14 protein-coding genes are annotated in these 13,782 nt (G+C 43.3%); 10 read left to right on the forward strand and 4 right to left on the reverse strand.

The window, feature by feature from the left end; genetic code table 11:
• Positions 1 to 54 precede the first annotated feature (54 nt).
• Positions 55 to 1,530 (reverse strand): M61 family peptidase, encoded by a 1,476-nt coding sequence (locus RB622_RS04795; protein ID WP_308045382.1) that lies wholly within the window; start codon positions 1,528 to 1,530, stop codon positions 55 to 57.
• Between the two features lie 110 nt (positions 1,531 to 1,640).
• On the opposite strand from RB622_RS04795, the gene RB622_RS04800 reads away from it, so the two are divergent.
• The 9 genes from RB622_RS04800 to accC all read left to right on the forward strand — a co-directional run bounded on the left by RB622_RS04800 (position 1,641) and on the right by accC (position 8,685).
• Complete coding sequence (locus tag RB622_RS04800; RefSeq protein ID WP_308045383.1) at positions 1,641 to 2,300, forward strand: hypothetical protein; 660 nt, start codon at positions 1,641 to 1,643, stop codon at positions 2,298 to 2,300.
• An 85-nt stretch (positions 2,301 to 2,385) separates the two neighbouring features.
• Positions 2,386 to 3,018: a NeuD/PglB/VioB family sugar acetyltransferase gene (locus tag RB622_RS04805; protein ID WP_308045384.1), complete on the forward strand. Its 633-nt coding sequence runs from the start codon at positions 2,386 to 2,388 to the stop codon at positions 3,016 to 3,018.
• Positions 3,019 to 3,162: 144 nt separating this feature from the next.
• Positions 3,163 to 3,729 carry a DUF177 domain-containing protein gene (locus tag RB622_RS04810; protein ID WP_308045385.1) on the forward strand — a complete coding sequence of 189 codons (567 nt, stop codon included), beginning with the start codon at positions 3,163 to 3,165 and terminating at the stop codon, positions 3,727 to 3,729.
• A 63-nt stretch (positions 3,730 to 3,792) separates the two neighbouring features.
• Positions 3,793 to 3,987, forward strand: coding sequence for a 50S ribosomal protein L32 (rpmF, locus tag RB622_RS04815; protein WP_090337350.1), 195 nt, complete (start codon positions 3,793 to 3,795; stop codon positions 3,985 to 3,987).
• Positions 3,988 to 4,118: 131 nt separating this feature from the next.
• Positions 4,119 to 5,057 (forward strand): phosphate acyltransferase PlsX, encoded by a 939-nt coding sequence (gene plsX, locus RB622_RS04820; protein WP_308045386.1) that lies wholly within the window; start codon positions 4,119 to 4,121, stop codon positions 5,055 to 5,057.
• An 89-nt stretch (positions 5,058 to 5,146) separates the two neighbouring features.
• Positions 5,147 to 6,151: a beta-ketoacyl-ACP synthase III gene (locus RB622_RS04825; RefSeq protein WP_308045387.1), complete on the forward strand. Its 1,005-nt coding sequence runs from the start codon at positions 5,147 to 5,149 to the stop codon at positions 6,149 to 6,151.
• A gap of 75 nt (positions 6,152 to 6,226) precedes the next feature.
• On the forward strand, positions 6,227 to 6,793 hold the full coding sequence (gene efp, locus RB622_RS04830) for an elongation factor P (protein WP_308045388.1): 567 nt from the start codon (positions 6,227 to 6,229) through the stop codon (positions 6,791 to 6,793).
• 34 nt (positions 6,794 to 6,827) lie between these two features.
• Positions 6,828 to 7,304, forward strand: a complete 477-nt coding sequence (accB, locus tag RB622_RS04835) for an acetyl-CoA carboxylase biotin carboxyl carrier protein (protein ID WP_308045389.1) — start codon at positions 6,828 to 6,830, stop codon at positions 7,302 to 7,304.
• 37 nt (positions 7,305 to 7,341) lie between these two features.
• On the forward strand, positions 7,342 to 8,685 hold the full coding sequence (accC, locus tag RB622_RS04840) for an acetyl-CoA carboxylase biotin carboxylase subunit (RefSeq protein WP_308045390.1): 1,344 nt from the start codon (positions 7,342 to 7,344) through the stop codon (positions 8,683 to 8,685).
• 573 nt (positions 8,686 to 9,258) lie between these two features.
• On the opposite strand, the gene RB622_RS04845 is transcribed toward accC, so the two are convergent.
• On the reverse strand, positions 9,259 to 10,569 hold the full coding sequence (locus tag RB622_RS04845; RefSeq protein WP_308045391.1) for a Gfo/Idh/MocA family oxidoreductase: 1,311 nt from the start codon (positions 10,567 to 10,569) through the stop codon (positions 9,259 to 9,261).
• 337 nt (positions 10,570 to 10,906) lie between these two features.
• Positions 10,907 to 12,367 (reverse strand): TonB-dependent receptor, encoded by a 1,461-nt coding sequence (locus RB622_RS04850; protein ID WP_308045393.1) that lies wholly within the window; start codon positions 12,365 to 12,367, stop codon positions 10,907 to 10,909.
• A 152-nt stretch (positions 12,368 to 12,519) separates the two neighbouring features.
• Between RB622_RS04850 and RB622_RS04855 the strand changes: the two genes are divergently transcribed.
• The gene (locus tag RB622_RS04855; RefSeq protein WP_308045394.1) at positions 12,520 to 12,927 is read left to right on the forward strand and encodes a gamma-glutamylcyclotransferase family protein; all 408 of its coding nucleotides are present in this window, start codon (positions 12,520 to 12,522) and stop codon (positions 12,925 to 12,927) included.
• A 5-nt stretch (positions 12,928 to 12,932) separates the two neighbouring features.
• Here the strand turns inward: RB622_RS04855 and RB622_RS04860 are convergent, their stop codons facing one another.
• Positions 12,933 to 13,706, reverse strand: a complete 774-nt coding sequence (locus tag RB622_RS04860) for a type III pantothenate kinase (RefSeq protein WP_308045395.1) — start codon at positions 13,704 to 13,706, stop codon at positions 12,933 to 12,935.
• Positions 13,707 to 13,782: the final 76 nt, after the last annotated feature.

The raw sequence follows: 13,782 nt of genomic DNA on the forward strand, positions 1-13,782 counted from the left end.
TTCTAAGCAAGCATTGGTTTATCTTTTTGTTAAGCAGTTATTGTTGAGGTTATGTCACTCCTCCTCTTCTTCCTCCGAAAGTATCTGGCGCGTTTCCAGCCACTTATCCCGCTGTATTTTTGCACGAAAATCATCCTGCACATTGAGCTGGATATTGCCGTTGCTAAAAATGGTCATCTGTAAACCCACAAAACTCAGTGCTTCATTCAGCCGGGTTTCCAGCGGTTCGTTGGTAAAAATACAGTCTTTCCAGTACCAGCCCATTTTCTCCCCCGCCACTTCTTCCACGATATCCTTGTAGTCCTGAACGGTATAGCCAATAAACGGTTTTCCAAAACGCTCCCAAAGGATCTGCATCACGGTATCCAGCGACGAAACATGGTTTGTTTTTTTTCGCAGGAACAAGTCAAGAATCAAAGCTACCAGTGCTCCTTTATGATAAACCGAAACTTTACGGTGCGGGATACCTTTATCATAACCATCCAGCCATAGGTCAAAAGAAGATTCCGCCAGCGACTGCGCAGCGAACGCGTTATGCTCAAAATGCCGCTTCATATAAACCTGTAACTCCTTAATATAGGCCTCATCATTAAAAACACCGGCGCGCTTTAAAAACAAATCTCCATAATAGGTCGTGCAGCCTTCCGCTACAAAACAGGTTTCAAAGTAATTTTCTTTGGTAAAATCGTAAGGTAAAAGTTCGACCGGACGAATGCGGATGATATTCCAGGCGTGAAACAACTCATGCGAACTCACGCCCAGCAAATCGGTATACAGGCCTTCCCCTTCGTCATCGGGACCGAGCACGATCATCGTGGAATTATGATGCTCCACACCGTGGTAGAAAGCATTGGGCAGAATAAGGTTCAGGAAATGGTATTCCTCTTCCGGAAATTCGCCCATGGTAGCGATCTGTTCCCTGGAAAATCTTCTGAAATCCCGCTGGATACGTTTCCAGTTCGGTTTCAGGTTTCCGTGCATCCAGATATGAAACTGCACCCCACGAACGATATAATCGGATTTCTGTAATGTTTCGGAAGCCAGGAGCGGGCTATCCACCAACTGATAAAAATCTTTGGCTTTGAGCTGATGCTTCCCGGCAGAGGCCAGTCCGCAGGCAATCTCGAAAGTTTCCGGTAAAGCCAGCGTGATCAGGCATTCGTCGGTAATTCGTCCTTCGGTATAAAAGCAAAAGTTGATAAAATTGAGGTACCAGAGCTCTTCATCCACATAACTGCTGCCCGCATTCTGAATCGCCGCGAAAAATGCATAACGAATCTGAACTTCTTTTTCTCCATTTGTTTTAACCTCCCAACGATCCTTGGTAATCTTGCGTAAGGGCAGTTTATCACCGCTTATTGAAATTGCTTCAATAAATTGAATATTTTTGGCGAAATTTTGAATTTCATAACGTCCTGGCCGCCATGCAGGTAATTGAATTTCAATACGATCCGTTGTAATTTCAGGAATTGTATAGGTAATCGTTAAAAAGTGGGAAGCAGGGTCAGTTACAGAAATGTGATAATGCATAAACAGTCAGGCAGTGAATGAGGCAGAATGGATGCGGGTTTACGCAATAATAAACCAAAAGTTAAGAATTTTGCGTTACTATTAACAATATTAAAATAAACCATTTAGAAATGAAAAGGAAAATCCTCCTATCCTGTTTATTTATCATCACGCTATCGATTAAATCAACAGTTTTTGCCCAAACAGACGAATACTACCGCCCCGATACTGTGAAAAAAGAAAGGCCGGTAAGAAAAGAAATACCACCTATTGAAAACAGGGCTCCTGTTGAAAACAAAAAAGTGGAAAGTGAATTAAAAAATCTTGCCTTTAAAGAAAGAATCAGATTGGGCGGAAGTTTCGGGTTAAGTTTTGGAACATTTACCAATGTGAACGTGTCTCCGATGGCCGGTTACCAGATCACCGACAAGCTGGTGGGTGGCGTGGGCGCAACACTGATGTGGTTCAAATCAAAAAATTATGGGGTCAATTCTGTTTACTACGGAGGAAGAGGATTTCTGATGTATCAGGTGGTACCAGTAATAAATATTATTGCTGAATACGAAGCCATGAATGTAGAAGCTGATTCCTTCATTAAATATGATGCCAGGAAATGGATAGGCTCGCCTATGATTGGTGCCTCTTATTCCCAGCCAACGGGTGGGCGCTTAATTAGGGCTATACATTTCACCGCGTTATACAATTTAAATTACGATAATCAGCTAGACGATTATGGAAACAATATTTCGCCTTACGGAAGTCCGTTTGTATTTCGCGTCCTGTTTCTGTAAATGAATGTGTACTTTTGTAAATAATTCCCTTTTACACTTTCATCCGATCAAACCCTGCATGCAGCGCGGATGAATAAAATCAATTATGGAAAATCCAGTTTTAATTTTCGGTGCGGGTTCCTTAGGAATGCAGGCACTTGATATCTTCAAGAAAAACAACGTGCTCGTCTTCGGGATCCTGGACGACAATAAAGCATTACATGGTAAAGAATTCGGCGATATCAGCGTTTTGGGCGCTACCGACGATGAGGCCTTTATCAATATTATTGGTGAAAAATGTGAAACCTTTGTTGCCATAGGCGAACGTTCTGTCCGCAAGCAATTGACCGAAGGACTGAACGAGCGCTTTAAAAGTATGCCTGTCAATGCCATTCACGAAAGCAGCATTATCTCTGAAACGGCTGCCATTGGGCATGGAAATCTTTTCGGCGCGCGTGTGACCGTAGGTCCTTTGTCCAAATTGGGAAATCATTCGCTTTTCCAAACCGCGTCCGTTATTGAAACTGCTGCCGAGGTTGGCGATTACGTAACGGTGGGTGCCGGTGCTGTGATCAATGACCGCGTAAAAGTCGGCAATGGCGTATTTATCGGATCGGGGGCTATTATTGTAGCCGGTATCGAGATCGGAAAAAATGCCAGAATCGGGGCAGGATCTGTCGTGGTTGAAAACGTATCGGCTGGTGCCACATTTTTTGGCAATCCAGCGCGCAAGATTTAACCGGATTCACAGAAAAAAAACGGGTGCTGGTTGAGGGACAGCATCTTCAGTATCAAATCCCTCAGTTCAAATCAATAAAAATTGTAGATAGTTTTTTTATTCACATGAAAAGACACTACCTTTGCAGTCCTTTTGACAGAAATAGTGAAAGAGCTAAGTAAATACAACATAGACATTTACGGTTTGGAAGACAAACAGTATGACTATGATATGGAATCGGGAGACGCGTTTTTTGAAGAATTAGAGCAGGATCTCATCGAACACGGCCATTTCAAAACGCATGTTGTTTTGAAAAAATCGGCTACGATGATCCAGCTTCATTTTCACACGGAAGGCTCGGTTGAATTACTTTGCGACCGCACTTTGGAACCGTTTGAAGAGCCCGTTGATTCAAATGAACGGATTATTTTAAAGTTCGGCGACCATAATGAGGAGCTGACCGACGAGATTGAGATTATAAACAGAAATACGAACCGTATTAATGTTGCGAAATACATTTTTGAGTTTATCGCATTATCTCTGCCCGTAAAAAAATTACATCCAAGTCTTCGTGAAGAAGCGCATGATGAGGAGGATTTAGAAGACGACCATGAAGTAATTCTTGTCTATTCTTCGGAAGATCAGGACGAAGGCGAGGGAAACAGTGACTCTGAAGAAAAAATTGACCCACGTTGGGAAGCATTAAAAAAATTAAAAGGCAATCAGGAATAAATTTCCGGTCTGCGATATAAAAGTTTTTCAAACCGAATATTAACATACAGAACATAAAGCATCATGGCACATCCTAAGCGGAAAATTTCCAAAACCCGTCGCGATACACGCAGAGCACATGACTTCCTTACTGGCAAGCAATTGTCAGTTGATTCGTCAACAGGGGAGATTCATCAGTTCCACCGTGCGCACGTACACGAAGGAAATCTAGTTTATAGAGGCAAAGTTGTTGTTGAAAATTATGCCAAAACGGTCTAAATTTTAACAATGAGAATGCCAATTTCGCAACAACCTTATAAAAGTTGTTGCGAAATTCTTTTTTACTAAGGCACAACTGCTAAATTTACACCTTCGATTTCTAACTTTTAGTACAAAATAACAGCGTGTAAATGAAAATTGCGGTAGATGCTATGGGGGGAGATTTAGCTCCACAAGCAATAGTTGAAGGGGTTATACAAGCCGCTTCCGAACTGCCATCGGATGCCCGAATCGTATTAATTGGCCGGGAAAGTGCTATTCTGGAGATATTTCGCCAGCATAACTTCTCCTCGCCCGTCGTTGATATCGTTCATGCTGAAGATGTTATTGAGATGGGTGAGCACCCTACAAAAGCTCTTTCTCAGAAGCCGAACTCTAGTATTGCCATTGGATTTAAGCTTCTGAAGGAAAAAGAAATAGACATCTTCTGTAGTGCGGGCAACACCGGAGCCATGCATGTCGGCGCTCTTTTTAGTATAAAAGCTATTGAAGGAGTTTTGAGACCTGCCATTGCCGGTTTCGTCCCTCAGGTTGGAGGCGGATATGCTATTATGGTCGATATTGGCGCCAATGCCGATTGTAAACCGGAAGTACTGGCCCAGTTTGGTGAAATTGGCTCTCTGTTCGTTCAGCATACTTTTCAGATTGAAAGCCCTCGTGTGGCCTTAATGAACATTGGCGAGGAAGAACAGAAGGGTTCATTAACTGCGCAGGCTACCTATCCGCTGCTCAAGGACAACAAACGAATCAATTTTATTGGAAATATTGAAGGGAAAGATCTCTTCACTAATAAAGCAGATGTGATCGTCACGGACGGTTTCACCGGGAATGTATTATTTAAATTAGGAGAGTCGCTATACGAAATTGCCAAACAAAGAGGGATTCAGGATGATTTTATAGATCAGACGAATTATGAATCCATCGGCGGAAGTTCGATTATCGGAGTAAATGGTAATGTGATGATCGCACATGGCATTTCTTCACCGCTGGCAATAAAAAATATGCTGGGCTGGGCTTACAAACAAGTCAAATCAAAGGCATATGTTCACATTGCCAATGCTTTGAACTGATGTCCGACCGGGACAGCACGATTTGCGAATTAACTCTGATAATGTTTTTTACCAAAATTCACGGGAATTTTGAATGCTAGAAATTAACCATGACCCACGCAAGAGCCTCTATAACAGGAATACACGGGTATGTGCCTGACTATATTCTGACAAATGCTGAATTGGAAACAATGGTGGCGACTAACGATGAATGGATCGTGAGCCGTACCGGCATCAAGGAACGTCGCATACTTAAAGGAGAAGGTTTAGGAAGCTCGCATATGGGCGCTGAGGCTGTAAAGGGGCTGCTTGCCAAAACCAATACAGCTCCGGAAGATATTGATTTATTAATCTGCGCCACGACTACCCCCGACTTCATTTTTCCTGGTACTGCCAATCTTATCTGTGATATGACGGGCATCAGAAATGTCGGAAGTTTTGATATTCAGGCGGCTTGTTCCGGATTTGTTTATGCACTTACGATCGGTTCTCAGTTTATTGAGACTGGAAAATATAAAAAAGTAATTGTGGTTGGCGCTGATAAAATGTCAGCAATTGTCGATTACACGGATAGAAAAACCTGTATTCTTTTTGGTGATGGCGCAGGAGCGGTGCTTTTGGAACCGGATACCGAAGGATATGGCATTGTAGATTCGATCATCCGTTCCGATGGAGCCGGATATCCTTATCTGCACCAGAAAGCGGGAGGAAGCCGTTTTCCGCCTACACATGAAACCATTGACAATAAATGGCATTCGGTGTATCAGGACGGAGCTCAGGTGTTTAAATTTGCTGTGAAAAACATGGCCGATATCTCCGCTGAAATTATGGAAAAGAATCACCTTGCGAGTGACGATGTTGCATGGCTGGTACCTCACCAGGCCAACAGACGTATCATCGAGGCTACGGCCAACCGCATGGGTGTCGGCATGGATAAGGTGATGATGAATATCCAGAAGTACGGTAACACGACTTCGGCAACCATACCACTTTGTTTGTGGGATTATGAATCACAATTGAAAAAGGGCGATAATCTTGTACTTGCGGCCTTCGGTGGAGGATTTACCTGGGGGGCGATTTACCTGAAATGGGCCTACGATAAAGGAAATGAATAATGTAAAATGAATAATGATCTTGCTTCATTATTCATTTTTTCATTTAAGATTTTATACATTTTTTATTAATTAAACATGGCAACGACTGCAGATTTACGTAACGGACTAGTAATACATTTTAACCACGATCTGTTTCAGATTACCGAGTTTCAACATGTAAAACCTGGGAAAGGAAACGCTTTTGTTCGTACTAAAATGAAGAGCCTTACCTCTGGAAAAGTACTGGATAATACATTTTCATCCGGTGCAACGATTGTTCCGGTTCGCGTAGAAAGACATAAATTCCAGTTTTTATACAAAGATGAGGTTGGGTATAACTTCATGAACTCCGAAACATTTGATCAGGTATTGATCGATGAGAAACTTGTAACAGCGGCTGACCTGATGAAAGAAGGCCAGGAAGTAGAGATTTTGATCAATACCGAAACCGACGGTGCCTTGCTATGTGAATTGCCACCATTTGTAGAATTAGAAGTAACCTATGCTGAACCAGGCTTAAAGGGAGATACAGCAAACTCTCCTAAAAAAGCGATTGAAGTAGAAACAGGTGCTCGTATCATGGTACCTTTATTTATTGAAGAAGGTCAGAAAATCAAAGTAGATACACGCACGTACGACTACGTTGAAAGAGTGAAATCATAGGCTACAATTCCTGCAACTGTATAAACTTGACTAAATGGAAACTAAAGAAATTCAAAAACTGATTGACTTCATCGCCCAGTCCGGCCTTGATGAAGTAAACATTGAAACAACTGATCTTAAGATTAAGGTTAAAAGATATGGCAATGCCCCGGTAGTAACGGTTGCGCCTGCACAAGTTGCTGCCCAAGCTCCTGTTTACACGCCTTCAGCGCCTGTTGTGCCGACGCATGCAGCGCCTTTGGCACCGGCTGAGCCAGCCGCTTCTGCAAATTTGATTACCATTAAGTCCCCGATGATTGGTACTTTCTACCGCGCTTCAAGCCCTGAAACGCCTGCATTTGCAAGTGTTGGTGACGAAATCGCGCCAGGAAAGACAGTTTGTGTGATTGAAGCAATGAAATTGTTCAACGAAATCGAATCTGAAATTTCAGGAAGAATTGTTAAAGTATTGGTTGAAAACGCTACGCCGGTAGAATTTGACCAGCCTTTGTTTCTTGTTGAACCTGTATAACGGTAATGACCGGTCTTAAAAAACTTAATTAAATTTCATGTTTAAAAAGATTCTCATTGCCAACCGAGGTGAAATCGCATTACGTGTGATCAGAACCTGCCGTGAAATGGGCATAAAAACGGTGGCAGTTTATTCAACTGCGGACCGCGACAGCCTTCACGTACGTTTTGCTGACGAAGCTGTTTGTATCGGCCCCCCGCCAAGCCGTCAGTCTTACCTGAGCATTCAAAATATTATTTCTGCCGCCGAAGTTACGGGCGCAGATGCCATACATCCGGGTTACGGTTTCTTATCTGAAAACGCTGAGTTCTCGCAAATTTGTGCCGATTACGGTATCAAATTTATCGGTGCAACTGCCGCTCAGATCAACGGAATGGGCGACAAGGCTACGGCCAAGGCGACCATGATCAAAGCCGGTGTACCTGTCGTTCCGGGTTCAGAAGGTTTGTTAGAATCCGTTGAGCAGGGAAAAGAACTGGCGAAAGGGATCGGATACCCTGTGATTGTGAAAGCAACAGCCGGCGGTGGTGGACGCGGTATGCGTATCATCAACAAACCGGAAGAGTTTGAAAAGGCATGGAATGATGCCCGTACAGAATCTGCTGCGGCTTTTGGAAATGATGGTTTATATCTTGAAAAATTTGTTGAAGAACCTCGTCACATTGAAATCCAGATCATCGGTGATCAATATGGCAAAGTTTGTCACTTATCCGAGCGTGATTGCTCTATTCAGCGCCGTCACCAGAAATTGGTAGAAGAAACTCCTTCTCCAATCATCACGCCTGAACTTCGTGAGAAAATGGGTACTGCTGCCATTAAAGGTGCGCAGGCTATCGGATACGAAGGAGCCGGAACGATTGAATTCCTCGTTGATAAACACGGTGAATTCTTCTTCATGGAAATGAACACACGCATCCAGGTTGAACACCCGATTACGGAAGAAGTTACCGATTTTGATTTAATTAAAGAACAAATCAAAGTTGCAGCAGGCGAGCCTATTCTGGGTATCAATTATACGCCTAAATTGTTCGCTATGGAATGCCGTATCAATGCGGAAGATCCTGCAAATGGTTTCCGCCCGTCTCCTGGAAAAATCACAAATCTGCATTTTCCTGGCGGTCACGGTATCCGTATCGACAGCCATGTTTACAGCGGTTATACCATTCCGCCAAACTATGACTCGATGATCGCGAAACTGATCGTAAGCGGCCAGTCGCGCGAAGAAGTCCTAACCAGAATGAAACGTGCGTTGCAGGAGTTTGTCATTGAAGGCATTAAGACAACCATTCCATTCCATATCAAACTGATGGACGATCCTGGATTCAAATCCGGAAACTTCACAACGAAATATCTGGAGTCGTTTGATTTTTCTACGCTTTAATTTTCGTTTAAACGCAGAGCTTCGGGAGGTTTACGCGGAGTAGCGCTGCGTTTATACTTATATATTATTTGAAAAGGTGTTTGGTTTTGATAACCGGACACCTTTTCTGTGTTTGAAGGTGAAGTAAAAAACAAATAGCTCTAAGGAGCCTGTCAAGCTGCATAAATCATATTCTTCCTCAACTATTTCCCTACGCTACGCGAAGATAATTCTTATAGCAATCAAAAAGACTAAACTTTGAAGCACCAACCGTTCCAAGGGAACGATATTTCAATATCATTGCTACCGCGCGGCGGACCGCCAAACAAATATCCTATTGGAACAAAACGCCGAAGCATCCAAATATCTCTGTTCCATCGGGACATTTCGTTGGTAGAAACTCGGATGAATTTATGTGGTTTTCGCTTCGTAGGAGCGTTTCGTGGTATTGATAGAACCAACTAAATTATTTTCGGGTAGAAAACTATTTTCCAATGAAATTAATATCAAATGCAGCAAAACATGAGCTGTATTAAAATAGCCCGAAAAAATTCTTCCGGGCTATTCTCTTATAAGCACACTCAAAATAATTCTCTATACAATTTCCGGGACGGTATACGGTGCTCTGTACTTCCTTGTCAGGTAAGTATTCGCATCGTCATCGCCCACAAACTTTTCCGTTTTAGGGTCAAAGGTTAACGCACGACCCGTCCGGTACGCAATATTGCCTAAATGCGCCAATCCCGACGATAAATGGGCCGTTTCTACCGGGCCATTCACCATTTTAGGATCACGTGCCACCACGGCATCAATGAAGTTTTTGTAATGGTCTCCCCCAGCCTTCCGTGTGGGGCCGGGCTTTTTATCTTTCCCCAGGAATGTTTCATAAAAATCATATCCTTTGACAACCAGATAACCTTCGCTGCCATAAAATATATTACCGATACCCACGCCGCCTTCATCGTTGGTCATCCAGGGACGTACTTCAAATTCAATGATCTTCTTTTCCTTTGGATAAATGAAGGAAGAACTTAATACCTCCGGCGTTTCCTTCGCATCGTCCCACAGAAATTTACCGCCCGAGGAAGTTATCTTTTCAGGGAAAGTGTCCACGCCCAATCCCCACATACACATATCAGTTTCATGGATGCCCTGATTTCCCACATCACCATTTCCATAATTCCAATGCCAGTGCCAGTTGTAATGCACGTAGTTTTTGGAAAAAGGCTTCATTTCTGCCGGCCCCGTCCACAGATCATAATTTAATCCGGCAGGAACGGGCTCTGTGCCTTTGTTTCCAATATCCGGTCTCCATTTATACACCAATCCACGGGCCATATACACGTTTCCAATCAAACCGGCGCGCATATGTTTCACCGCTTCCTGCAAAGCTTCTGAACTCCTCAATTGCACGCCATGCTGGACAACGCGCTTATACTTATGCGCCGCCTCAACCATCTTGCGTCCCTCATGCAGATTATGGGAGCCGGGCTTTTCCACATACACATCTTTACCAGCCTGACAAGCCCAGATTGCCGCCAGCGAATGCCAGTGGTTTGGCGTTGCAATACTGACTGCGTCAATGGATTTATCCTCATAAACTTTACGAAGATCATTTTCCGTCTTCACTTTTTTACCATTATTCTTTTCAGAAAACTCCTTCGCCCGTGTTTGTAAAATCACATCATCCGGGTCACATAAGGTTGCCACTTCCACATTGGCAAGTTTTGAAAAACCCTTGATATGATCCTGTCCGCGGCCATTCACACCGATAACCGCCACACGAACCCGGTCGTTGGCACCGAAAGCACTCGCTGGAATAATGGAAGGAATGGAAAATACTACTGCCGCACCGGCCGTGTTTTTGATAAAGTCACGGCGCGAAACTTCGTGTTCTTTCTTCATGAGTCGCTGATTTAGGAAGTTTAAAGTTTAGACAAGTCAATAGACAAATGATTATACCCTACTGACCGCTAATAATTTAGACGAGTTATTTAAATCATACCCCGAACGACAAGTGCCTCAAAGTACAATTATTATTTACTTAAGTACCAATCACAATAATTTTACCCAGCTACCGAATAGCAGAAATGAAACGCCGATTCATTTATAATCAAAAAAGAAGAGTGCAGGACTGTAAAGTGCCAGCGTGAGAAAACCCATCGCACCAGAAAATAATCCTGGCACGATGGGTTTTCCTGTGACGTAATGAAATGTCACGCGAAATGTCAGCTTATCAAACTCATAAATTACCAACAGCCTGATGAATTGACTTCACCGTATTGATATAGTTTTCTTGATTTGGTAAACCGAAAAGTGATTTTTCCTTGATGATAACGGCGACATTTTCCGGTACCAGTTTTTCCCATCCGGGTTCTCCCCTTTTGATTTTTTCAAGCACGCTGTCCGTCGTGATGTGCATGTGCTCTTTGTTGTAGTTCCGGATATCTTCAATTTTATTGTTAATAATCAGGTACTGGAACAAAGGGCGCAGGTGATCCGGCACAACAAAATTTTCACAGCTGTACACCGAGCCATCGGGCTGCAAAGTCGGGTAAATAAACAACTTCACCTTACGGCTAAACAGTGTAGCGAACGACTCAAGAATGCCTCCGGGAAGAAATTCATAGTGTTTTTCTTCAAAAATATCCTGCAAACTCGGGCTGCCCAGCAATAAACCTGCTTTCAGTTTAGAAAGCCGCGACAGATAAGCAACCAGACGGAAATATTCGTGGTGGTTGGAGATCATAACCATGTGGCCGAGCGAACACAAAATATCCACACGGTCAAGGAAATCCTTTTCATCAATATCCTTATCAGAGCCCTTCAAATTGTGAAGTGTCAGCTCTGAAACCAAAACAACTTTGGATTCATCAACATCCGGTTCAGCAAGAAATTGCTTCTGCCCGTTGCTGATCAAATCAATATGTACATTCGTGATCGGGCGCAAACGGCCGCGCATCATGAGAATATGTTTTTTGTACAACGCCTCGGAAGGCTGTAAAACACCACCATCAGAACCAAACAAGGCCGCGTCGGTAAACCCGTTTTTTACCAAACGAAGGCTCATCAGACGGTTATCAACCTTTACAAAATCAGGACCGCTGAAACGGACCATATCGATTTCGATTCTGTCGGGAATAAGATCGTCCATTAAGGACATTAAAAGTATTTCCGGAGATTTATGATAAAAGAAGCAACCGTACATCAGATTTACGCCGATAATACCCAACGCCTGTTGCTGAAGCAGATTTTCATCATCACGCATCCGTACGTGAATCACCACATAATTGGTGGGGCCAAGCGGTGTCAGCTGAAACTGAAGGCCGATCCAGCCGTGGGATTCATTCGTTTTTTGAAAGTTTAACGCTACTACAGTATTGGCAAATGCAAAAAACTGGCTCTCTTCACCTCTTTTTTCCTGAAGACGTTTTTCCACCAGATTGTATTCCCGGTTCAGCATCTTCATCAACCTTGACTCAACGACATAACGCCCGCCTTCTTCCGTTCCATAAATTGCATCGCTGAAAGTCATATCATAGGCAGACATTGTCTTGGCAATCGTACCCGATGCACCACCCGATTTGAAAAAGAAGGCAGCTGTTTCCTGCCCTGCACCGATTTCAGCAAATGAGCCATAAATCCGGCGATCAAGATTAATCCGTAACGCCTTTTGTTTGGTACCGAGATTCTTTTCGTACATATCAATTCTGGGTTAGATGAAGTGCTCTTCATCGTAAATATAAGAAAAATCCCATTCCTAATAGTTATTAAGAATGATCAATTATACCTTAGAACCGAAAAATTCTATATAATATTACTATTATAAGATTGTTTTAAATCCAATTTATCCCCATGAATGCAAACACCGATTTCCTGTTTACCTATGGTACTTTGATGCAAGGCTTCGAAAATCCTTTTGCCCGGCGACTGCATGCTTTATCAAGGTTCGAAGGCAAGGGATCATTCCCCGGTTCGCTGTATCAAATAAGCTGGTATCCGGGAGCCGTTTATATGAAAAACAGCGAAAACAGCGTTCATGGAGAGGTTTACAGGCTGACCAATAAAGCCATAGTACTGCCCGAACTGGACGAATATGAGGACGTTTTTGAAGACCAAGAGAAAAGTCTGTACCTCCGGAAGATCATACCCATCCAAATGCAGGACGGATCGGATCTTCCCTGCTGGGTTTATCTTTACAATCAGGATACGACGAACTTAAAAAAAATAGAAAACGGTGATTTCAGAACCTGCAAGCCGTAATCCGGCTATCGCGTCGCGTTAATTTTTTCACCAATAATCCTCAAACCGTCCAAAGTCAGTTTCGGGTCGATTTCAATAAATTCATCACGGAGCGTATCGATAATGGATGATAAGCCACCCGTCGCGACAGCGATACAATCACCGTTCATTTCGAGCCGGATGCGGTGAATTAAAGATTTTACCAAACCCTCATAACCCAGCAAAATTCCAGCCTGGATCGACTGGACTGTGTTTTTGCCAATAGCCGAAGCAGGAAGTTTCAAAGGAACTTCAGGAAGTTGAGCCGTATTGGCAAACAATGCCTTAACGGCAGTAACCAGTCCCGGCAGAATCGCCACGCCCAGAATTTCTCCCTTGTTTGAAACCGTTGTAAAAGTAAGCGCCGTACCAAAATCAACCACCACGCAATTTTGTTTGTACCGGGTCATCACCGCCACGGCATTGGCAATAAGGTCCGCGCCCAGTTCATGCGGATGATCAATGGCAATCGTCAAACCGGGAAATGTGTTTGGCCCGACCGTGATGGTATCAACACTGAAAAACGAACGGAGCATTTTCTGAATCGTAGGGGTGAGCGCCGGCACCACACTGCTTAATACCACCGTTTTTACATCATCAAAGGATATGCCGGCTTCCAGAAAATGAAGCATTAACCTGGATGCATAATGTGATTCACTTTCCTGCGCCAGAGAACGCACCCGCCAGACATGCGTCCAGCTGTCCCGCTCGTAAAGACCAAAAACAGTATCCGTGTTACCAACATCGACAGCTAACAGCATAATCAGAATTTTATATTAAGAGAACAAATAAAAGCATTATCGAAATAAAACGGCAATTAAGGGCGTTTTTAACCAC

This window comes from Dyadobacter sp. LHD-138, assembly GCF_030929615.1.
In the GTDB taxonomy this organism is placed as follows: Bacteria; Bacteroidota; Bacteroidia; order Cytophagales; family Spirosomataceae; genus Dyadobacter.